At 58.9% G+C, this 22,135-nt stretch carries 20 protein-coding genes; 5 read left to right on the top strand and 15 right to left on the bottom strand.

What is annotated here, in order from left to right; all coding sequences use genetic code 11:
- Window positions 1–14 precede the first annotated feature (14 nt).
- A complete protein-coding gene (locus QEH54_RS16050) occupies window positions 15–1,811 on the top strand; it encodes an SLC13 family permease (RefSeq protein ID WP_309019724.1) in 1,797 nt (598 codons plus the stop codon).
- Between the two features lie 78 nt (window positions 1,812–1,889).
- On the opposite strand, the gene QEH54_RS16045 is transcribed toward QEH54_RS16050, so the two are convergent.
- The 3 genes from QEH54_RS16045 to QEH54_RS16035 form a co-directional block, all read right to left on the bottom strand.
- Window positions 1,890–2,702, bottom strand: coding sequence for an inositol monophosphatase (locus tag QEH54_RS16045; RefSeq protein WP_309019723.1), 813 nt, complete (start codon window positions 2,700–2,702; stop codon window positions 1,890–1,892).
- 68 nt (window positions 2,703–2,770) lie between these two features.
- Window positions 2,771–3,802 carry a hypothetical protein gene (locus QEH54_RS16040; protein ID WP_309019722.1) on the bottom strand — a complete coding sequence of 344 codons (1,032 nt, stop codon included), beginning with the start codon at window positions 3,800–3,802 and terminating at the stop codon, window positions 2,771–2,773.
- 114 nt (window positions 3,803–3,916) lie between these two features.
- A complete protein-coding gene (locus QEH54_RS16035) occupies window positions 3,917–4,786 on the bottom strand; it encodes a class I SAM-dependent methyltransferase (protein ID WP_309019721.1) in 870 nt (289 codons plus the stop codon).
- A gap of 746 nt (window positions 4,787–5,532) precedes the next feature.
- Here QEH54_RS16035 and QEH54_RS16030 point away from each other — a divergent pair.
- Complete coding sequence (locus QEH54_RS16030) at window positions 5,533–6,177, top strand: hypothetical protein (protein ID WP_309019720.1); 645 nt, start codon at window positions 5,533–5,535, stop codon at window positions 6,175–6,177.
- 105 nt (window positions 6,178–6,282) lie between these two features.
- Here QEH54_RS16030 and QEH54_RS16025 read toward each other — a convergent pair whose 3' ends face one another.
- Window positions 6,283–6,957 (bottom strand): sigma-70 family RNA polymerase sigma factor, encoded by a 675-nt coding sequence (locus tag QEH54_RS16025; protein ID WP_309019719.1) that lies wholly within the window; start codon window positions 6,955–6,957, stop codon window positions 6,283–6,285.
- Window positions 6,950–7,708, bottom strand: coding sequence for a hypothetical protein (locus QEH54_RS16020; RefSeq protein WP_309019718.1), 759 nt, complete (start codon window positions 7,706–7,708; stop codon window positions 6,950–6,952). Before QEH54_RS16020 ends, QEH54_RS16025 begins: the two co-directional genes overlap by 8 nt.
- A 179-nt stretch (window positions 7,709–7,887) precedes the next feature.
- On the opposite strand from QEH54_RS16020, the gene QEH54_RS16015 reads away from it, so the two are divergent.
- Entirely contained in the window at window positions 7,888–8,658 is a 771-nt protein-coding gene (locus QEH54_RS16015) for a hypothetical protein (protein ID WP_309019717.1), read from the top strand.
- A gap of 213 nt (window positions 8,659–8,871) precedes the next feature.
- Window positions 8,872–9,621, top strand: coding sequence for an energy transducer TonB (locus QEH54_RS16010; protein WP_309019716.1), 750 nt, complete (start codon window positions 8,872–8,874; stop codon window positions 9,619–9,621).
- 130 nt (window positions 9,622–9,751) lie between these two features.
- Here QEH54_RS16010 and gcvH read toward each other — a convergent pair whose 3' ends face one another.
- The 3 genes from gcvH to QEH54_RS15995 form a co-directional block, all read right to left on the bottom strand.
- The gene (gcvH, locus tag QEH54_RS16005; protein WP_309019715.1) at window positions 9,752–10,135 is read right to left on the bottom strand and encodes a glycine cleavage system protein GcvH; all 384 of its coding nucleotides are present in this window, start codon (window positions 10,133–10,135) and stop codon (window positions 9,752–9,754) included.
- 83 nt (window positions 10,136–10,218) lie between these two features.
- Window positions 10,219–11,322, bottom strand: a complete 1,104-nt coding sequence (gene gcvT / locus QEH54_RS16000) for a glycine cleavage system aminomethyltransferase GcvT (RefSeq protein WP_309019714.1) — start codon at window positions 11,320–11,322, stop codon at window positions 10,219–10,221.
- 64 nt (window positions 11,323–11,386) lie between these two features.
- Entirely contained in the window at window positions 11,387–12,208 is an 822-nt protein-coding gene (locus tag QEH54_RS15995) for an MBL fold metallo-hydrolase (protein WP_309019713.1), read from the bottom strand.
- Window positions 12,209–12,279: 71 nt separating this feature from the next.
- Between QEH54_RS15995 and QEH54_RS15990 the strand changes: the two genes are divergently transcribed.
- Window positions 12,280–12,807: a GNAT family N-acetyltransferase gene (locus tag QEH54_RS15990; protein ID WP_309019712.1), complete on the top strand. Its 528-nt coding sequence runs from the start codon at window positions 12,280–12,282 to the stop codon at window positions 12,805–12,807.
- Here the strand turns inward: QEH54_RS15990 and QEH54_RS15985 are convergent.
- The 7 genes from QEH54_RS15985 to QEH54_RS15955 form a co-directional block, all read right to left on the bottom strand.
- The gene (locus tag QEH54_RS15985) at window positions 12,804–13,139 is read right to left on the bottom strand and encodes a hypothetical protein (protein ID WP_309019711.1); all 336 of its coding nucleotides are present in this window, start codon (window positions 13,137–13,139) and stop codon (window positions 12,804–12,806) included. The genes QEH54_RS15990 and QEH54_RS15985 overlap by 4 nt on opposite strands.
- A gap of 103 nt (window positions 13,140–13,242) precedes the next feature.
- Window positions 13,243–14,502 (bottom strand): hypothetical protein, encoded by a 1,260-nt coding sequence (locus QEH54_RS15980; protein ID WP_309019710.1) that lies wholly within the window; start codon window positions 14,500–14,502, stop codon window positions 13,243–13,245.
- Window positions 14,496–16,145: an ASKHA domain-containing protein gene (locus tag QEH54_RS15975; RefSeq protein WP_309019709.1), complete on the bottom strand. Its 1,650-nt coding sequence runs from the start codon at window positions 16,143–16,145 to the stop codon at window positions 14,496–14,498. The genes QEH54_RS15980 and QEH54_RS15975 overlap by 7 nt, the downstream gene beginning before the upstream one ends.
- Window positions 16,146–16,299: 154 nt before the next feature.
- Window positions 16,300–19,140 (bottom strand): response regulator, encoded by a 2,841-nt coding sequence (locus QEH54_RS15970; RefSeq protein WP_309019708.1) that lies wholly within the window; start codon window positions 19,138–19,140, stop codon window positions 16,300–16,302.
- 2 nt (window positions 19,141–19,142) lie between these two features.
- Window positions 19,143–20,315, bottom strand: coding sequence for an ABC transporter substrate-binding protein (locus QEH54_RS15965; protein WP_309019707.1), 1,173 nt, complete (start codon window positions 20,313–20,315; stop codon window positions 19,143–19,145).
- Window positions 20,309–20,989, bottom strand: a complete 681-nt coding sequence (locus tag QEH54_RS15960; RefSeq protein ID WP_309019706.1) for a hypothetical protein — start codon at window positions 20,987–20,989, stop codon at window positions 20,309–20,311. The genes QEH54_RS15965 and QEH54_RS15960 overlap by 7 nt, the downstream gene beginning before the upstream one ends.
- A gap of 119 nt (window positions 20,990–21,108) precedes the next feature.
- Entirely contained in the window at window positions 21,109–22,014 is a 906-nt protein-coding gene (locus QEH54_RS15955) for a homocysteine S-methyltransferase family protein (RefSeq protein WP_309019705.1), read from the bottom strand.
- Between the last annotated feature and the right edge of the window lie 121 nt (window positions 22,015–22,135).

The raw sequence follows: 22,135 nt of genomic DNA, 5'->3' as shown, positions 1-22,135 counted from the left end.
CTCCTTACCCACAGATGACTTGGGAAATCGCATTCGTTTTCGCCCTGCTCCTTTTCGCTCTGGCGAGCTTCATCTGGGAGAAGCTTCCAGCGGACGTCACTGCTCTCAGCGTGTTCGCCATTCTTCTGGCGACCGGGATCCTGGATTCGAAGCAGGCGTTCTCGGTCTTTTCGAACCCAGCTCCCATCACCGTGGGAGCGATGTTCATTCTCAGCGCCGCGTTGGAAAAGACAGGAGTGATCAACAGCTTGACGCGTCGCATGCAGGGATTGAGCAAGTTCAGCTATCGCCCGTTCCTGCTGGTCATCATGCTCATCGCCGGGATCGTGTCCGGCTTCATCAACAATACGCCGGTCGTGGTGGTGATGATGCCGATCGTGCTGATGCTTTCCAACAAGATCGGCGTAGTGGGATCCAAAGTTTTGATACCGCTTTCCTACGCTTCCATTCTGGGCGGAACCTGCACTCTGCTGGGCACCAGCACCAACATCATCGTGAGCGGCATCGCTGAGACCGCTGGCGAAGAGCCGCTCGGCATGTTCGAGTTCGCTTACGTCGGCATCCCAATCTTCATCGCTGGATTGATCTATCTGCTCGTATTCGGAAACCGCTTACTTCCTTGGCGAGAGACCCTCACCTCCATCCTGTCGGAGGAAGAACGTCGGGAATACATCGCCGAAGCCTTCGTCAGCACCGGATCGGAAGCGATCGGCAAGACGCTCAAGGAAGCCGGCTTCAAGCGAACCAGCGGGATGCGAGTCATCGATCTTGTGCGCTCGGGCGTTTCCCTGCAAGGGCGCATGAATAGCGTCAAACTCTCCGCCGGGGACCGGCTTTTCCTAGCCTGCAGGGCCTCGGGACTCGCTCAAGCTCGTAGCATCGACGGCATCGATCTTGCCGCGGAACGCGAACTGGGACTGGAACACATCAACGCGCACGAGGGGCTGATCGTGGAGGGCATTCTGGGCCCTAATTCCGAAATCCTCGGCAAGACGCTCGAGGAGGTGAACTTCCGCCAGCGCTACCGACTCGTGGTGCTCGCTATCCACCGAAACGGACGCAATTTGCGCGACCAGCTTGGAACGCTTCGGCTGGAATTTGGCGATACCTTGCTGCTGTTGGGCACCGAGGAGGCGATCCAGAACATGAGCGGCAGCGAAGACATCATCCTGATGGAACACCAGGCGATTCCCTCGCGCTCCGACCACAAGAAAAGCTTCACCGCAGTGGCGGCCATCGCCGCTGTCGTAGCCTGCGCCTCTACCGGTATCGCTCGCATCGAGGTCGCTGCGGTGGTGGCGGTGGTGGCCCTCTTCGTCACCCATTGCATTCGCCCCAAGGACGGCTACGCGGCGGTGCAATGGAACATCCTCTTCATCATCTTTGGCATGTTGAGCCTCGGCATGGCCATGTCCGAAACCGGGGCGTCCACCTTGCTCGCGGACAAGCTGATCGACGGCGTGACCTATTTCACAAACGAAACCTGGCGCCCGCTGGTCATGATGGCCTGCGTCTATCTCCTGACCAACGTGCTCACCGAGATCCTGTCCAACAACGCCGCAGCCGTCCTTATGGCCACCCTCGCCATCGGCATCGCCGAAACCCTCGGCGTCAGCATGCGGCCCTTCATCTTCACCGTGGCGATCGCCGCCTCAGCGAGCTTCTCCACTCCGATCGGGTACCAAACCAATACCTACGTCTACGGCGCGGGCGGCTACCGATTCTCCGACTTCGCCAAAATCGGTGGACCGCTCAACCTGCTTTGCTTCGTGGTCGCCATGGTCATCATCCCGATGATCTGGAAATTCTAGAGGGGGCCTCGCTCTTTTGGCAGATTGAACAAAGCTCGCGCTTGCCCGAGCCGCGGCGGCGAGCGAACGAAACGGGCGCTAGAAGGTGTAGCGACAAGTCCGGCCGGTCGCCTTCTCGATTCGATCGCACATCTCTACCGTGCCAGCGATATGCCCGAAGCCTTCAGCTTTCGAGTTGAAGGAGCGGATGGGAAAGACTTCGGTATCGAAAAATCGGGTGCAGCCACCGACGGCCGACAAGAGAGCCATACCGGCTGCGATATCCCAGGACTTGACGCGATGAGCGATCACGCCGTCGGTCCAGCCCAAAGCGGCATAGGCCATGTGAAGGGCGCTGCTCCCGAACCCTCTCAACTTGAAAGTGCGCTGCAAGGCGTTCTCGTCCGCGATGGCCTCCTCATGCCCCTGACCTTGTACGCAGATCAGGCTTTGACCGTTCAATGGCGCATCGGTCCGCTCGACCTTCTTGTCGTCAAGCCACAACCCCGCTCCCGACCCGCCGTGTATCAGCTTTCTTGATGCATGGTCCCAGATGAAACCGTAGACCGGATTCCCATCCTTCAGAAGGGCCAGAGAAATGGAGCAGGTTGGAATCCTACGAGCGAAGTTGTTCGTGCCATCGATCGGATCCAGCAACCACGCGTAGGTCGAGGTAGCAGGGATCGACTTCTGACCATGGTCCAGCTCCTCGCTGAAAAACTGGTCCTTCTGAAAGGCTTCGCCAATGGCGTCCGCGAAAACCAGCGAAAGGTGAATATCCGCCTCCGTCACTCGGGATCCATCGTGCTTCCACTCGCTCGCGACGTTTCCGAACTGGGCGGAAAAATATTCGACTTGCTCCCTGACCAAGGTCTTTCCGAGAGCGATTCTAGCCTCTAGAGCATCATCCATGACCGCAAGACACCCGAAGGGGCCAGCGATTGAAAGGCTAAACTTTCGCTCCTTCCGCAAACATTGGCTCACGGATTCCTCAGCTTCCAGATGGCTCGGCACTTTTCAGCCAGGGCCTTGAACGCATCCGGGGTGATCGCTTGCTTAGGGTCGTCCCCAAGGCCAGACACCGGATCGAGGTGCGATTCGATACACAACCCGTCCGCCCCGTAGGCCACCGCGGCCATGCTGCAGGATTCGACATACATCGCCTTGCCCACCGAATGCGAAGGGTCGACGACCACCGGAGCCCAGGTGCGTTCCCGAAGCAGCGGCGTCACCGATTCGTCGGGATGATTCCGATAGCCTTCCAAGCCAGGCAAAGTCCCGCGCGGACAGAGCACCACGTTCGGATTGCCGAAGTTGACGATATATTCCGCAGCGGAGATGAATTCGTTGACCGGTCCCATGTGACGCCCGCGTTTCAGCAGCACTACCGTATCACGTTGGGCGATACGCTTCCCGACTTGCTGCAGCAGCGAATAGTTCAATGCGTTTCTCGTCCCGATCTGCAGCATGTGAACCCCTGCGTCCAGAGCGATGTCCAACTGCTCTTCGTTCATCACCTCGGTGTTCACCGGCAACCCCGTCCTAACGGAGGCTTCCATGAGAATCTCCAAAGCCTTTTCGTCTCCTTGATATGAATACGGATTCGTGCGCGGCTTCCAAACGCCCCCCCTCAAACCGTGGATGCCCGCCTCTTTCAGGGCCTGAGCGGTCTCGTAGAACAGGTTTGGCTCCTTGGGAGAGATCGTGCAATGACCGCCGATCAGCAGCAGCTCCTTGCCCAACTCCACCCCGCCGAATCGAACGCGGTGGTTGCGCAGCTCCGACCTGATATCAAGCAGCTTGTGCGGCGACTGAATCGTGTCCACCCGATCGACGTAGCTCAACCCTTCGATCCGATTGATCATCAATTCGTGACGCTCGTCGCCTACGATGGCGTAAACGTTTTGCCCAGCGCCCACAATCTCCTGGATGGAACATTGGAATTCGCCAACAATGTCCCGCAGTTCCTTTATCTGTTCCGGCGAGAGCTTCGGGGTCTTAGGAATGATCATGCGTCCACTAAATCCACATCCGAGCAAAGCTCAAACCAGATTGGGACTTCGTCGCGATTCCGCCGTATTCGCAAAGCCAAGACAGCTCGCGTGCCGTCACTTTCGGGGCAAACGCTAGGCCGCTCCGGCCGCCAATTCCTCGTCTTCGTCGATCGCGCTGGCCGTCGGCAACGCTTGGAAAAGGAAAAACTCGTAGCGCTTCACCTCGCAGAATCGTTGGGCATCGAGCAAGGGCAACTGGTCCTGCGCCTTCTTGATCTTCTTCCTTAAAAGCCAGCAGACGAACCGGTAGGACAAACGGTTTCGCTCACGGAAACGCTCCGTGAAGATATCCAAGCCAGCCAGGAGCCGATCCACGATCTCCTTGCCCATTTCAAGTGTCTTGGCAGTGGCCTCCGTGATGTCCTCGCGATGGATGACCTTGAAGCCCTGATCAGCGGAAAGCTTTTGAAAGGTCTCGTAGCAATGGCCGCTTTTGGACAAGATTCCCGCGTCGTGGTCACGCACGAAATAGTCGCAAACGATCAGATGCCCACCCGGCTTCAGCGCCTTGCGGGCAACCTTGAAAAGGCGCTCCATCGGGATGTACTGGGCGGATTCGCTCATGATGATGCAATCGTAGCGATCCTCCTCCGGTTCGAATTCCTCGAACTTGGTGTGGTGGAACGGAGCCTTTATCTTTTCCGCGAACATCTTCTTCTGGTTGCGATCTGGCGAGAGTCCCTCCACCTGAAAACCGCGCTTCTGCAGGTTCATACACATCTCGCCCGTTCCGCAGCCAACATCCAGCACCAACGAGCAGTCTTCAGGGATGCTGTCGATCAACAGATCCTCGTAGCGCTGCTGCGCTCGTTTCAAAGCGTCGAAGGTCAACTCGTCGCTTTCTTTCCAAATACCGTAGTGAAGCCGTTCGAGGCCAAGCACATCGCGATAAAACCTTAGGGCGCGATCGTTGCTCGCCTTGTCGGATGAGGATTTAGACATCTTGCTGTGTGTGGGGGATGACGGAGGGTTGAAGCACGCTTTCGCGAGGCTTCAGCAGGCGTACGAATGTATACCTAAGAAACGCTGTTCATTAATTAGAGTTCGGGTCGGAGTGTAAAGTGAAATTGATATTCGCGATTAGAAAATGAGGAGTTCTTTACACGATCGTCGTAGAATGAATCTTCATTTTTAAACCGCCCCCTGCGCCAGCGGCGAACCTCTCCGGCAGGGCATCGCCCCACCGTCCCCATCGGGAGGGAGACTCGACTCGGCGATTGGAGAGGCGCAGCGTAGTTAATCTTTGAATACTCTCCTAAATATGTCGTCGCTGAATCGCAGAATCGACGAGCCAGTGCCGCTGCTGGGAGCTGGAGGTTTTTCTCATCGCTAGCCGAGCAAGCTGGAAAGCGCGCGCTCCGGAGAGCTCGGGTGACTTGGCTCAAACGCGAGCGATCCAGCGAACTAGAGAAGCAAGCTTCGGGCGGCCTGGATTGGCTTCCCTATGGAAAATGGGAACGCTACTCAGTAGCCCTTAAAGGCTCTCCGTTCCAGCAGCTCGTCGAGTTCGCAAGGGCAGGGCTCGGGATGTGATTTTTATCAAAATTCTGCAGTTTCCCGAATACTTGGTTGTTTTCCTGACGATCTACTAATGTGGACCGCTAGGTCCCGAACATGTGGATACAAACGTCAGGTGCTTGGATACCACCTGGCGATCTAACCAACTCGTAAAGAAAGAGAATTGTTTTATGATCGCACCTTTTCCAAAACCAGGCGGTCCTCCCGCCGTTACGAGCGCCCGTCCCGGAGCCAACATGGTCCCGCTCGGTCGTTCGCTTCGCAGTCTAGCGGACCGGATGCTGCCGGATATCATTGGCGATGAAGCGAGATCCTCGGAGGACCTCGCCTTGGAGGAATTCATCGAAGCTCACGTTCGATACGCCGATGCCATTCGACTCGCTTCGCTTTCCAGTCCGCATGCCGTGAAGGCCTGGGCCGCCGAACGGCTTCCCAGCCTTGGCATTTCCTACGGCTTCTCGAATCGGGCGCCTCAGGAAAGCATCAAAGCGAATCTCGACCAGCAAGCCTCGCTTCGCATGGTGGAATTTGCCGACGATCTGACCATGGTCACTCGCTTCTGCCGGCAGATCGAAGAGCTATCGATCGAGGTCAACAACCACTCCCATGGCTTGGAGTTTCGCTTCATCTTCAAAGGCAAGCATTTGGATCGAACGTTTTCGCAACTCGAGGCGAATTGCGTCGACGAGCTTCTGAGGACCCATTCGAGGGAGCATTCCCTGCGAAACCGCATCTTCTGCGCCGAGGACAAGATCGAGGCTCAATCCATCGCTTTGCGCAAGCGCGTCCGACTGGGACTCAGCCCGATGCGTTAGCGGCGCCCGACGCTGCTTCGACAAGGCTCGAACCAACAAGGCCTCGTTTCTCGCCACTCCGGGCCCGCTGTCCTCACGCGACCTTTTCCGAAGCTCCTCTCGCTCTCAGCCGTCGGCTAGATGGCCCAGTTCGGAAAGCGAGAAGGAGCTAGCGGGAAATGTCGTTTTTTTTTCCGCTGCGTCTTCGCTTCCTAAAACCTGTTTCATCCGAACCCGCAGGAGCTTTCGAGCCCGGTAGAGACGGGTCTCCACCCCACGCACCGAGCAGCCGACGATATCGGCGATTTCCTTGTAGGAAACGTTTTCGTAGTGGTGCAGCAGCACGGCGGTTCTCAAATCGTGGGGCAAGCTGGCGACTACTCGCTTGAGGGCCCTCAGCTCCTCGTCGGCTTGCAAGCGCTCCCCGGGCTGCGGCTGTTCCGTAGCGACCACGTCCTCCATGCGCAGGGCGTCCTTGCCATCCTCGCCTCCGATCGGCGTTTCCAGCGAGACCTCAGGATGGCGCATGCGCCAGCGAGCTCGATTTTTGCAAAGATTGGCCGCGATCGTGAAAATCCACGAGGAAAGCGGAAAGTCCGGATTGTAGCGTTCGCGCTTCGTGTAGACGCGCACGAAGGTCTCCTGCACGATGTCGCGGGTCAGGGCTTCGTTTTGCAGGTAGCGGAAGGCGAAGGAATAGAGCGGACGTTCCCATCTCTCGATGATGCGATCAAGCGCCCGCTGGTTGCCAGCAACCAACGCCTGCATCAGGTCTCGATCCGTTACGTCGCGTTCAGACATCCCTGCGGGCATCGCCAGCTTTGGCAAAGTTGGGGTATACGTTGTGCAAAAGCTTACGATAGCGCTCACGCTGGGCAGGCTCTATGATTTGGGAAACCTTTTGCATCAGCTCGGAGGTCAGTCGCGAGGATTCCTCGCTCAAGCGACGCTGCTCCTGCAGCAGTTGATAAAGCTCGAAATAGTCGATGACATCGTTTGCGAGCCGCTTGCTATCGATTTCCTGGTACGCTTGGTGCGACTGAATGAGTTCAACGAACAAGGCGTCGAACTCGCGCTCGTAGTCGCTGTGCAGGGCGGAGATCTTCTCGTACTGAGGCTCCGAGAGTCCGAGCTCCCCCTGCAGCCAACCTAGACTGCTCAACAGCACATTGGCCTGTTCCTCGGTGAGCCGAGGCGACTTCAAGGCGTCGCTGCTGTTCAAGTCATCCACCCCGGCCACCGCTTTTAAGCGATACAAAGGATCGATGGTAAGCCGATAGGTCAAAGTTAGATCCTCCTCCGTAGAACGAGCCCGAAGCTGCAGGAACTGTCCGATGCCAACGCCCACCAGGATGAAAAGAATCGCGAACGCGGCCGCCAACCCCGGGCGCTCCAGCGCCGTCTTCAGCCAGTCGATCAGCGAATCCGTGGCGCCCTGGGCGCGCTGACGCCGAGCTCCCTCCGCGACTACGCGAAAGGCGAGATTGGAGTCGCTGCGGAAATCCGCGTCCCAGCGATCCATCACTTCGTCGAGGTCCTTGTCGTCTGGCATTTGCATGGGGTTGAGGTCAGAGCTCCGAAGCGATTCGGAGGCAGAGAATTACCATCGAGATACCCCCTAAAGACAAGCACCCCTTCAAATTTTGTAGAAGTGAAGGGATCTTCCTTGCGCTGGCGTAAAGCTGTTATGTTTCATCCCCGCGATCAGCGAACCGAGACGCCTCGCTCCCAATGAGATTCCTACAGATAACGATCCTGCTAGCGGCCTGCATGGCGTTTATCAGCCCTCTTTCATCGGAGGAGCCCGAGGTGCATCGCTATGACGCGAACGCCCGGACGCGGATCCAGTTCGCCATCGAAAACAGGCCAGACCCGATCTTTCCGCCCGCTCTGAAGCAGCGTGGCGTCTTCAAGGGCAAGGCGGTGTTCGCCGTCTTCGTCAACCAGTTCGGCGAGCTCGCGGACTACCTTCTGATCGAAGCGAGCCATCTCGAATTCGCCAGTTCGGTGGAACGCGTGATCGATCGCTGGAAGTTCTCCGTCCCCTACGCCGATGGCGAGCCAGCTCCAGTCGCCAGCCGACTGGTGATCAATTTCCGCCTCGACGGAGTCGTCTACGAAACGACTGGATTCCACCTCGTCCTGCCGTTCGGAAACGACATCCTGACCGACGACGAGTACCGGATCTACGGCGTATGGGAACTGGACAAGGTGCCCGAGCCCATCGAAATCGCGAAACCGGAGTTTCATGTGGACCTTCTGGAGGAGCGCGAGCAGGTGAACGCGATTTTCGACTTTTTCATCGATACGGAAGGCCGAGTCCGCATCCCCACGCTGCGGGAAGCCGACGACAAGGTCGACGAGCGGCTGCTGGTCATCGCTCAAGACGCCCTGATAAAGTGGCGCTTCAACACCCCCACAGTGGACGGCAAGCCCGTGGTCTCCCGCGTGGCTCAGCCCTTTCGCTTCAAAAACAAAAACGGCGTGGGAGTTGTAAAATAGCGGCCCGATCCGTTCGCCCGCTCGCCGCCCTCGAAGCCGTTTTTTCGAGCGGGGCGTTTTTTTTACATCTTCACCTCGCCCTTTTCGCAATGTATTTACTCGCTCGATACACAAGGAGAAAAACAGCGCATTCGGTGAAGTGATCCGCGCCTGCCAAGCGTATACACGATAGGGCCCCACCTAACGAAAATACGAAAAAAGAGGAGTTTACCGATGATGAAAACACGTCTAATTGCGGGCCTCTGTCTCCTAGCGGGCCTTGCGAGCGCAGTCGCTAGAGCAGAGACTGAACACTACACGCTCGATACCCACGGTATCGATTTTACGATCGACGTCACCCGTCGCCCATTGTTCCCCCCATCCATGCTCAACGAAGGCTACCTGGAGGGAAAGGTACGCATCGCCATGGAAGTCGACCACACCGGCGAACTGCGCGATTGGATGGACCTCGAAGCGAGTCACCCCGATTTCGTGGAAGCCATAGCCAGAGTCATCCACAGTTGGGAGTTCTCGCCTCCCAAAATCAATGGAAAGAGTCGCACCGTCGTGACTTATCTGGATATCAACTTTTCCGCCAAAGGCGCTGTATTGAGCTTCGATCTGACGACGGGAATGGACATGGCCCGCATGAATCAGATCTTTGGATACAATCGAGAAAAGGAGGAGCTCACGAGTGCCCATAAGCTGGATACGCCGATTCGTCCAATTCACCAGGTCAATCCTGCCGTACCGCTGGAAGCCATCAAAGAACACGAAGGATCCAAGGCTAGGTTCACCTTCTTTGTGGACGAATGGGGAAAGGTTCGCATGCCGACCTTGGACCGGATAGACGGCGACGTGGAGCTCGGAATGGTGCTCGCCGCTCAGGACGCCCTTTCGCAATGGCAGTTCACACGCCCGACCTCGGGATCCCGCCCCACGCGCACAAAGCTGGCCCAGGAGTTCGTATTCATAAACCGCTGACAGCTTTTGACGCTGATCGGCGCAAAAGAAAAGCCCGGGAGAGCGCTTCCGGGCTTTGCTACGTTTTGAGCGCATGAAAAAGGCCGAAGCGCTTGCGGTTTCGAGCGCGGCCTTTCAGATGGGCGCGCCGCTAGTCTTGAGCGATTTCCTCGTATGCCTTGGCGTCGAGTAGGTCGTCCAGGTTCGCTTCTTCGGAGAGCTTCACCTTGATGATCCAGCCGGTTTCGTATGGATCGGAGTTGACGCTTTCCGGAGCGTCTTCGAGTCCCTCGTTCACCTCCACCACTTCCGCGTCGACCGGCATGTAGAGATCCGACGCGGCCTTCACCGACTCGACCACCCCGAAGGTGTCTCCTGCGGAAAAGCTGTCCCCGACCTCCGGCACTTCCACGAAGGTGATATCGCCAAGGCTGTTTTGGGCGAAATCGGTGATTCCGATGATGGCGGAGCCGTCATCGAGCAGTTTCAGCCATTCGTGGTCTTTGGTGTATTTCAGGTCAGTCGGTATGCTCATGGAGGAGACAAAGGTTTGTGGATAAAAGGAGAAAGCGGGGCCGATATTTGTCAGGCCGAATGCGGCGGACAAGTTAGAAATGGTCAGCCCTGCGGATTGAGGGCGAGGAATGGCGGTTTGGTGAGCTCGATCGTAAAGGCCTTCCCACGCAGATCCACCGCCAGGTTTTCCGCCTTAACCAAGCTGGCGTCCACCAAAGCGGATCCGATCGCTTCGTTCAGGATCGGGGAAAAGGTGCCGGAAACGACGGAGCCGACCGAGGCGCCCTCCTGGACCACCGGAGTTCCAGGACGAGCGATGCGCCGCGATCCGGTTTTGAAAAACACGATGCGCTGGGTGGGCCCTTCCGCCTTTTCTTTGAGCAAGGCGTCCTTGCCGATGAAGTCGCCGGGCTTCTTGAGGCTCACCGTCCACATCAGTCCCGCCTGCACCGGGGAAATCTTTTCGTCGATTTCGTGGCCATAGAGCGAATAACCCGCCTCCAAGCGCAAGCTGTCGCGGGCTCCCAACCCCGCGAGCGCCAAGCCAAGATCAGCGCCCGCTCGCAGCACGGCCTCGGCCAGAGCTTGCGTTTCCTCCCAGCTCACAAACAGCTCCACTCCCTTTTCCCCGGTGTAGCCCGTTCGACTGATCAGACAATCGATTCCGTCGATCTTGCCCTCGACGAAGCGATAGTAGCCGAGCGTGGACAAGTCCCTATCCGCCAGGGGCTCCAGAATCTCGAAGGCCCTGGGTCCTTGCACCGCGATCAATCCGTAACAGGAGGAAACGTCCTTCACCTCCACATCGAAATTCTCCGCTTCCGTGGCGAGCCAGCGCAGGTCCTTCTCGGCGTTTGCGGCGTTGAGGCAAAGCAGGTATCGGTTCTCCGCTCTCCGGTAGACCAGCAGGTCGTCCACCACCCCGCCGTTCGGATAGCACATCAGGCTGTAGAGGGCCTTCCCGTCGTCCATGCTCGAGACGTCGTTGGTAAGCGCGTAGTTGAGAAACGCTTCCGCTTGCGGGCCTTCCACCGTCGCTTCCCCCATATGGCTCACGTCGAACAGACCCGCGGCCGTCCGAGTCGCCTTGTGCTCCTCCACGATGCTCTGAAACTGCACCGGCATCTCCCAACCGGCGAAATCCACCATTCTGCCTCCGTGGGAGGCGTTGAAGTCGAACAAGGGCGTGCGCTGAGGACTAGGCATGGGCGAAATCTAGGTGGGCCTCGATTTGCAAGGCAAGGCGTAAACGGCTGGTGAGGCGACCAGGCTAGCCGCGATAGAAACAGTTCATCCGGAGCTCCTCCGCAACCGTGGTCAGCGGCCCGTGCCCCGGCGCGAGCCGAGTCTGCTCAGGGAGTTCGAGGATGCGCTGCAGCGAATCGATACCGCGCTCGTAGGCCTCGATCGACGTCCCTCCCATGGATCCCGCAAACAGCGCGTCGCCCACGATGGCGATCCCCCGCCCGAGCCCGCCAACGCGAAAGCTCATGCCGCCCTCGGTGTGCCCCGGGGTTTCGAATCCTTCGATACTGAGCCCGCCGAAGCGTTTCGTTTCTCCGGCGCCGATGCGGGTGCCCCCCCTCGGCCCGCCGGGCTCGGAGGCGCTCAAATATATCGGAAACTCCCTCTTGGCCCGCAAAGCGGGAATGCCAGCCACATGGTCGCGATGGGCATGAGTAAGAAACAGGGCCTGCAACTTCAGCCCCTTTCGCTCGAGCGTCTCGACCATGGGGCTGGCATCGGTGCCCGTGTCGAAGGCCACCGCGGCTCGTGTCGCTTCGTCCCAGACTAGAAACGCGTTCACCTGCCAATCGTGGAAAGGGGTGGAGAAGTGAGCGAAACCAGTCAGCTCGGCGGGCTCCTCAGGGCGCCAACGTCCCTCCGCGATCGCCTGCAAGGCTTGCGGTTTCAGCTGCAGAGCAGCCGCCAAGCGGGCCGCCGCCTCGGAATCGTAGTCGCCCTTGCGCATGGACCGGATCATGCTCTCGGAAACGCCCGTCCGCTCCGCGAGCGTTTCGGTGCTGATGCCGAGCCCTTTCTGGGCTTTGCTCAAAATGTCGCCACAACCGTCTTCTAGGGGAAGAATCATCCGCCCTGCGTTACAGACGGGTGAATCTTCTTGCAAGCAATGGATCTGATTTCTCTTCTCCGACCCAGCGAATGATCATTCCACTCGAATTCAGGAAACTTGGCAGCGACGAACTCAAACGCGTCTACGATATCGACCGCTACGAGGTCGTGCAGACGCGATACCGGCGAGTCGGCGATCAGCTCAAGTGCTTCGAGGAGGAATCGGAGATCGCATCCGATCCAGCGTTCTGGGACCAACGCCTTCCTGTATGGCAAAGGGAACTGGAGGCGGACGCGGTCGCGTTCGGAGCCTTCGACGGAGATCGCATGTGCGGCTTCGCTCTGCTCAAAAACGGAGCCCGCAAGGACCTTTCCCAGATCCTGGCTCTCTACGTCAGCATCGACTACCGCATGCGCGGCGTGGCCAAGTCGCTTTTCATGGAGATGGAATCCGCGGCCAAGGGCGCCAAGGCGAAGTCGCTGTTCGTGCTCAGCCCGCCAACTGGTCCATCCGTCGGATTCTACCTCAGCCAAGGCTTTGCCATCCCCAGCGACCCCAAGCCGTTTCCAAAGTCCAAAGACCCCTCGGAAATCGCCATGATAAAGGCGTTACGCTAGGCGTCGTGCCCGGAGATCAGAATCTCCGATTCGGTCAGCTTCAGCTCCACCCCAGCTTCGTCGGCGGCTTCCTTCAGTGCGGCGGCGAGCATCGCAACCGGATCCTTGCTCACTTCCAGACGACGCATCAGCCCGGAACCGCGCTTTTTTCCCACCCGAAGCTGCAGCTGCAGCCCCTTTCGCTTGCATTGGATGCGCGTGCCGTCGTCCAGCTTCACTTTCATGGGCTTGATGAAGGCGTCGACGTAGTGCACGCCGATGCCGGACTTGTCCTGGAACCGTGGCGGAAGCTTCTCCTTGGCGGCAGGATCGATATCGCAAACTTTGATCATAGAGGGGAATATTTGGGGGATCGGCTACGGGATGAAGTGGAAAACTGAGCTCCGTTCTACAGGCGGGCCGCGAAATGGAAACGCCAAAGGGTGAAAACGTTCACTAGCTGGCCGGGCGACGCTCCTTCTCCAGGCGCGCCATTTGAAAGTGCAGGACCTCGTAGGCGATAGCCCACTTGCGTTCGCGACTGCCCGCCTCGCAAAAGCAACCCGCGGAGCTCGCCGGGCGACTCCAGCTCAACACGGCTTCCAAAGGCTGGCCGACAAGCGGGGTCTCCTGGGCGATGGCGCGATCCAGAGCGGAGGCGTTTTTCAGGTATTCGCATTGCTTCTCGTGGCCGAAATCGTCCTCCGCTGGATGGCAGCGAGCGGCCAGAACCTTGTATTCGTTTTCCGGACCCGCGACCGATATGCGGTAGAGGTAGCGGATAGGGTGCCCCATGTTCGAGCAGGTGGTGCCATCGTAGGCAAAAACCGCTTCGTAGCCGCCATCATTCTTAGGCTGGAGCGTGAGGCGAGAATCAGCCCACTTGCGCAAGGCTCGCGTGCTGGTCGAATAACGGGCATCGACCGTGAGCGGACTCGAGTTTTCTTCGAATGGGACGACCGGTTCATGATCGTCAGACAAGTCTTTCACCGTATCCAAAAAGTAAGGTTTACGTCGGTAGGCGCAGCCTTCCAGGGAGCAGCCTTGGCAAGGAATCAACGAGCCGACCTTGGTCGCCTTTTCCACTTGTCGGGAAATGCCGAATACAGCCAGCAGCGATTTCTTCGGCACCAGCATGCCGGAGTCCAGAACCCCTAGCCTACCATCGAGAGCCCCTTCGCTTCGACCAGCGATCAGTTCCAGCAATTTGTTCTGCTGAGAAACATCCCATTCGGGATAGCCAGGACTGCAATGCGGAAGAACGATCATGCCTTGCGGGTCCGCCCACTCGCAAAGCTTGGCGCCAGCGCGGGTGACCAACGCCTCCACCACAGCGCCGCCGAACATCTCCATGAAGAAGTACTCGTCCGGCTTCTCCTGATTCCATAGCTCGGCGGAGCGTCGCGTCACCGCATCGCCCGCGCTGAGCGCCACCAGGACAGCCGAGTGGGCTTCCGCCTTGCTGAAACTGTCCTGCAGGGCTTGCGATTGGAAGGGTACGCCATCCAGCGCCAAACCATGGTCCGTGACCTTCAGGGAGTCGATCTGGTTAGCGAAGACCCAAGGGTCGCCATTTTTTGAATACCAATCTCGCGTCATGGCAGCGATTTCCGAAGAACGGCCTTGCGTGAGCCGTTCGACGGGAAATCCGAGCAGTCGCGCGTATTCACGATCTGGAACAGCGAACTCAGGCGTCTGGTCGAAAAACCTCAGCACATCGCCTCCTCGCTTTGCACCGGCTTAAACTGGCACCCTTCCACGAAAAAGTCGAAAAAGCCCGCGTCCGCCTCGAGGCGGCAATGGCGAACCCGCTTCACCATCGCCTCCAGCTCCGCCCGTTTGTCGACTGAAAGCAAAGCGATGCAGGCTCCTTCAACCGCAGCGTTGCCGACTTGGGCAATGCGTTCGTCGGGAAGATTGGGGATCAGTCCGATGCGTTTGGAAGCTTCCAGATCGAGATGGCGCCCGAAGCCCCCCGCCAGATAGAACATGTCCAGGTCTTCGAAACGAATCCCCAGCTCCTTGAACGCGATGCGCAAACCGGCCACGTTCGCCCCTTTGGCTTGGGCGAGTTCGTTGACGTCGCCTTCGGTGAACACTATCCTCTCCCCATCCGTTTCCGCTAGGGCGATTTCCGGTTCGTCTTCGAAGCGTCCGAGGGCGTTCATCTTTTCCGTGCGCAGCAGTTCGCTGAGCAGACTGATCAAACCGGACCCGCAGATTCCCACCGGCTCGCCGTCACCAATCACTGAATACGACTCGACTTCGTCGCCGAAATCGTCGAGGCGAACCTTTTCGATAGCTCCAGGCAGCCCGGGCATGCCGAAGCGAATGGCGCCTCCCTCGAAGGCCGGTCCGGCCGGGCAGGATGCCGCGATGAGCCGACCTCGGTTTCCCACGATCAGCTCGGTGTTGGTGCCGATATCCATCAAGGCCACAGCGCGTTTCTCATTGGCGAAATCCACCGCTAGCATGCAGGCCGCAGCATCCGCTCCCACGTGGCCGCTCACGATGGGCAATCCGTGCACCCGGGCCTTCGGATGAATCGGCAAGCGCAGCTGCTTCGCCGTCGTCGAGAGGCTGGTGGAAGAGCGCTTGCCCTGGGCCATCTCGATTTCGCTGAGCGATTGGTAGGGATTCTGGCCGATGGAGTAGACATCCAAGCCGAAGAGAATGTCCCGCATGGTGGAGTTGGCCGCCACCACTACCTCGTAGATTCGCTGTCGATCGACCGGAAACTCCTCGATGGCATGGCTTAGATAGCCCAGCAAGGCGCGCTGAAGCACCCTTCCCTTTTGCTCCGTGTCGTACTGGATGCGCGACATGACGTCGGATCCGCCGAAGCGCTGCGGATTTTCGAAGGACGCGTCAGCCACGACCTTTCCGTTTTCAAGATCGATGAGCCGCAACACCACCGTGGTGGTGCCCAGGTCCATGGCGATGCCGTAGATCGGACCCTCTCCGGAATCGATCTGTTCGCCATCGAGCAGGACGCGGTGCCCGTCGCGCGTGACCGCCGGATTGAGCGGGAGTCTCTCTCGGTTTCCCAGCAGCTCGACGGAATGGCTTTCGATCCGCATCTGGCCGCGCCGCATCGTGTGGCAGCGCACCACCCCGCTTTCGGCAGCCACACGGCAGCGGCACGATAGGCGGAAGGCATCCTTCAGGTGGGCCTCCTCCTCGCCGCGCGGGGTGAGAAGCTCCATGCCTTCGCTGACCTCGACCAGGCATTCCTTGCATTTGCCCGACTTTCGACAGGACGTAGGCACGCGCACTCCGATCGACTCCGCAGCCTCGAACAGGGAGGCGCCCAGCGGACCGTCGGCAGGCGTTTCGTTGATATGGAGATGAATTGGCACGGATTCGGATCGCGCTTGGGGCGAACTCAGCAGACTCGACCGCGGAGCAGTTGGGAAATGGCAGAACCTCGTTACGTAGCGACCGCGTTTCGCTGAGCAACGGGAAAACAATTACCCGTTGAACGCAACCGAAGGGCACGTCCATCGAAATCGCTTACGCGCCGAGATACGTCGCGATGGTGTCGGTCAGCTCTCGACCGCGGGCCCGAACCGACTGCAAACGGTCGGTTTCGAAATCCAGTTCACCCGCGCTCAAATCCTCTTCGATGGACCTGAGAACCTGCGCCAGCCCGCTACCATCGACGCTCTCGCTCGAACCGCGGAGCCGATGCAGAACGCCTTCCAGTTTGACTCGATCCCGATTGTCCCAGCAGTTTTCCAAGTCGTCGATCTGCTTGCCCAGCTCGCCGAGAAAAGCCCTTAGGACCGCGTCCGCGACGGAGCGATCGCCCATCACTCGGGCCAGAAACGAAGGTTGATCCCACACGGGATCCGATACCGGCGCGCCCCGCCGCGCTACCCATTTCGACTCCGCGGCGAGGTCATGGCCTGACGCCACCCGATGCGCTTGGCCAGAAACCGACAAGGCTCCCTCCATGGCTTTCACAAGAGCCTGCACTTCGACCGGCTTGGAGATGAAATCGACCATGCCAGCCTCGATGCAACGCGCCCGGTCCTCCAACATGGCGTTCGCGGTCAACGCCACGATCGGAAGATTCGGGTTTCGCGCCTTGCTCGCCCCGCTTCGAATCCTTCGCGTGGCTTCCAGGCCATCCATCTCCGGCATCTGCATGTCCATCAAGACCAGATCGTAGTCGAACTGCTCCAGCGCGGCAATCGCCTCCCTCCCGTTCTCCACGGCTTCCGCCACCACCCCGAGCTTTGAGAGGATTCCCAAGGCGACACGCTGATTGGTCAGATTGTCCTCCGCCAGCAGCACGCGGATGCCGCGCAGCCGACAGCTGGCCAGACCGCTGATGCCTTGAGGCTCGACCGTCCGCAGCTGTGAGCTATCTCCGCGAAACAGAACGCTCAGGCGCGAGCAAAGCTCGTCGTGGCGAATCGGCGTCGAGAGGAAACAGGTGATTTGCGCCGCGGCCAACCGAGCCCGTTGCGGCGAATCCTTGAGCGAACTCGCCACGGCCAGATGGATGCCTTCGCTCGCCGGGAGCTTTCGCAAGCGCTCGCAGAGATCGAATCCGTCGGATCCGGGTGACTCCACCTCGACGATCGCGGCGTCGAAGCCTTCTTCGGCGACCATGAGCAAGGCTTCGCTCGAGTCGGCGGCCGGCCTGGCATCGATGCCCCAGCTTTGCAGGCGATTGAGCAAATAGCTGCGCTGCAGCGGGTGATGGTGGACCAGCAGCAAGCGCTTGCCCTTCCAGTCGGAGGCGTCATCGGGCAAGGGGTTTTCCTGTTCGACGATGCCGAGGCGAACGGTGAACCAGAACTCCGAGCCAGGACCGCCCCCGCCGTTTTCCGATCGCTGCTCGCGGCAAGGGCTGAGCACGCCGCACTCCCCGCCCATCAGCTCAGACAACTGGCGCGAGATGGCCAAACCGAGTCCGGTGCCGCCGAACTTGCGCGTATGCGACGCGTCCGCTTGGCTGAATTTTCGGAAAACGCGGTCCAACATGCCCTCCGGCACGCCGATCCCGGTATCCTTGACGGAAAACTTCAGCAGGCACTGGCTCTCGCTTCGCTCCGCCACCGATACCCATAGGACCACCTCGCCCTGTTCGGTGAACTTGATGGCGTTGCCCACCAGATTCATCAGGACCTGCCGCACGCGGCCAGGATCCCCTCGAAGCTTCAGTGGCGTCTTGATGTCGCAGCCGCTCGCCAGTTCGAGCCCGCTTTCCTGCGCTTTCGCCCCTAGCAGGCCGACCACTTCGTCCAAGACCTCCAGCAGATCGAAGTCGATGGTCTCGATGGCCAGCATGCCCGCTTCGATCTTCGAAAAGTCCAAAATGTCGTTGAGGATCAGCATCAAGGAATCGCCGCTTTGACTGACGCTTTTGACATAGCGATACTGGTCTTCGGTCAACTTGGTATCCAGAAGGAGATTGGTCATACCGATGACCCCGTTGAGCGGCGTTCGAATCTCATGGCTCATGTTTGCCAGGAATTCCGACTTGGCCCGATTGGCAGCTTCCGCGGCTTCCTTGGCTTCGCGTTGACGAGCGGTAGACTCCTTCAACGAAGCGGTCATATGATTGAAAAACTCCGCCAGGTCGGCGAGCTCGTTCCTTCCGCTTGAACGAACCACCGTATTCAATTCGCCATCACGGACTCGCTTGGTTCCCTCGGTCAGCCAGCCGATCTGCGATGAGAAACCCAGCAGAACCCGCGCGATCAGGACCAAGGCGACCAAACCGCCGATCAAGCCAGCGTAGAGCACCACATTGCTCACGCGATGCAAGCTCTCCGTCAGTTCGCGCTGGGAGTTCAGGCTTCTCGCCTCCAACCGAAGAAGCAGGTCGCTCACAGCGATTTCTAGGCTCCGAGAGAGCCGCTCGATCTGCGTCTCCAATGTTTGGGCACGCTGAGTCACGATGCCATCATCCACGAGATCCAGATTTCTCCGCTCGAGAAGACCGTAAGTTTCCTGAGAAACAGTGATCAGCTGATTCATATCGCCACGGATGCGATCGAGGATTTCGACTTCGACCGGCTCCAGGAACTCGGCCTGGCGCACTTCGCTCAATCTCGACTTCTGATAAGGAAGCTCCACCTCGAACAAGCCCTTCAGGCGCGTCGATTCCTTCAAGTCGAAGCCGCTCGGGTCGCTGAATTCTCCCAGCAGCAGAAGGTTCAGCTCCTCGGATGTGTACTGGATTTCGCGGGCCAGCTCGATCGCCGGAGCGATGTCCACCAAGTAGGTTTCCAGCTCGTCGCGGGCGTCCCGAGCGATGCCCTGATTCAAGGCCACCACTAGAGCGACTACCCCTAAAAGCAGGGCGAAAATAAGCGTCAGCTTCGCTTTTATGCTCATCGCTATCGCTTGACCTTGTCGACCTTTCCATGCCCCCGCACCTCGTACAGCGAAAAATAGATCCCGCGCGAGGTGCCGTCATCGAGAATGGCCAGGTTGCCGCAAACGCCTTGGTAGAATCTCACCTTGTGGAGCTCGTTGCGGAGCCATCGGCTGAACTCGGTCTTTTCCGGGCGTTGCGAGGCGTTTTTCAGGATGCCCAGAGCGATGTTCATGGCGTCGTAGGCCTGCATGGCCGGCCATACCGAAAAGGGCTCATGGCCGTAGGCTCGCTCGTAGCGCTCGAGGAAGTTTCGGGCGAGCACGTAGTTTCCGTCGTTCTCGGTGAAGTAAGAGAATTCGGTGCCCTCCAGCGCTCCCTCGGAGTTCTCGTAGAACCCGTCGCCCAGCATCGTGGTCGATCCGAGAAACGGGACTTCGAGGCCCATCTCCTTCGCCTGCTTCATGGCGAAGCCCAGGTTCTTGTATCCAAAAAACACCAACGCGTCGCAGCTTTGATCCTGAAAGCGGGCCAACTCCTCGCGATAGTCGGTCTTCCCGATATCCACTGGCACCACTTCCACATCGAGTCCGTACTTCGCCGCCTGATCGGTGAACGTATCGGCGAAGATGCTCATGAACTTGTTGGTCACGTGGAATCCGCGAACGGTTTTTCGCCCCAGCTCGATAGCCCGACCTGCCACCACCTGGGCCGCCTCCTCGGTTTTCTTTCCCACGGTGAAGGTGTATTCGTTCATGCTGGCCAGCAGGGCATCGTTGTTGAGCGAGTTCACCAGAACCACCTTGTCCCGCTGGACGTCGTCCTGCAGAGCGATGGTGCCGTCGGTATGGCTCATGAAGAGCAGCTCGATTCCGTGGGCATCCCTGAGGTCCCGGTAGAGCGGCAAAGCGTTGCTTCCGTCCCACTTGTCGTCCCGAACGTGCAGGCTCACCCTCGGCTGATGCTCCTGGCGACTGGCGTTGTACTCCTTGACCGCCAGCTCCATGGCCTTAGCTGGGCCCGAGCCCAGATCCTCCGCGTTTCCGCTCAGCGGACCGATGAAACCGATGGCGATCGCCCTCGGCTCCTTCGGCTGGCAAGAAGCCAGCAGCAAGGCGATTCCCGCGACCAGCGAGAGCGCGCAGAGCGAACGCGCGACTCGCAATCTACCATTCGTTGTCTTTGCGTTTACCATTTTGCGATGTATTGCAGCCCGATAGCGAGGTTGCGGGTGTCGGTTCGTCTGTATTCGTTGATTCGGTACTCCGCTATCAGGTGGAATTGATCGACCAAACGGCACCCGAGCTGAAACTCGGCGACGATCGGGGCGCTGGGATAGCCGGCAGGTAGATCCTGCCCAAAGGTGTGGTCGACGAAACCCGCCAGATAGAGCCGATCGGAGATCCCTGGAAACGTCTTTCGCACCACGTGCTCCATCTGCCAGACGTCCGCCGCTTCATGATCGAACTGAATCAGGTGGAAGTTGATCGAATAGCTGAGGTTGAGCGCGTCGAAAAACGGCGTCAGGACCGGGGTGTCGTCAAATCGCCAGCGAGCCCCGAGCCGGTGGCGGTCGTTTTCGCGTCCCGAACGAAAGTTGAGCTGGACCGTCAGATCGAAGGGAGAGTCCTTGGCGACCTGCCAGCGAAGGTTTTGCTCCGTGTAGAGGTCCACCTCTCCCGAAAGCTCCGTCGAGCGGTCGGTGTTGATGACATTGGTCAGGCTGAAATACTGGAAGCGTCCAGGCAGTTTCGAGAAGACATTCACCGTGAGCACGGAGTCCGTGTTCACTTCAGTCAGTTCCGGATAGAAATTGACGTCGACGAAACCGGCGAAGCTACGCGGGTGCCCGGATAAAAGCGAAATCAAGAAAATCGCCGCACCAGTCCAAACGGGGCGCATACAAGAGCGAAACATGCCCCACCTATGGAAAGGGTTTCGGTTTTTTCCAACCGTCCCCCCCTTTTGATCGTTTTTTAGAAAGCGCCCTAGCGGGCGTTCCAAGCGTCCACCTTCTGGCGAATAGCCCGAATGTGGTCCGGGTTCGAGCCGCAGCAGCCGCCCACGATGTTCACTCCAGCCTCCAGCAGGGCGTCAAGAGAGGAAACCATCTCGTCCGGCGTCTGCTTGTAGACCGCTTTGAGGTTCTCCAAAACAGGCAGTCCAGCGTTGGGCTGAGCCATGGTGAAGGCGTCGGAGCTGTCCTTGTATTCCTCGATGATCTCGCGGGCCACGTTCATGTCGATGCCGGTGCCGCAGTTTAGGGCCAGCACGTCGACACCCATATCAGTCAGCTCCTCGGCCGCCTTTTCGGGCGAGACGCCCATCATGGTGCGAAAGAAGGTGCCGTCGTGCGACTTGTCGTAGGCCAGCGAGGCGATGATGCACGGAGCGCCGTAGGCCTTGGCAGCCTCCACCCCGAGGGCGATCTCCTCCAAGGCGGTTTGCGTCTCGATAATGATAGCATCGACCCCCGCCTCGACCAGAGATTGGATCTGGATGCGAACGCCTTCGCGCACGTCTTCCGCTTTCAAGTCGCCGTAGGGCTCCATGACGCCGCCGACAGGCCCGACATCGCCAAATACGAATCCCTCCTGACCGTCGAAGGCCTGTCGAGCGATCTTGACCGCTGCCTGGTTGATTTCGGCCAGCTGATCGAAATGTCCATGGCGGCGCATCATCAGACCGTTTCCTCCAAAGGTGTTGGTGATGATGCAGTTCGATCCGGATGCCACATAGCGGCGCTGGATCTCCAAAACCCGCTCCGGATGGGTGAGGTTCCACAGCTCTCCGCTATTTCCGGATTCCAGCCCGGCAGCCATCAGCTGCGTTCCCATCGCGCCGTCGGAGACCAGCACGCGCTCTTTCAAAGTTTCGATCAAGGTCTTGCTCATAGGGTGTAAAGAAACGGTCTGTTCAAAGGGTCTCACCGAGTCGGCCGGCATTGTCGACCTCGATTCAGGAAAACGTTCGCGTCGCGTCGCCGAAGCTTCGCTTTTGCAGCAATCGATTTCC

This window comes from Pelagicoccus sp. SDUM812003 (assembly GCF_031127815.1).
Classification (GTDB): domain Bacteria; phylum Verrucomicrobiota; class Verrucomicrobiia; order Opitutales; family Opitutaceae; genus Pelagicoccus.
The sequence above is the reverse complement of the archived record's forward strand: the minus strand, read 5'-3'. Positions and strand labels throughout refer to the sequence as shown.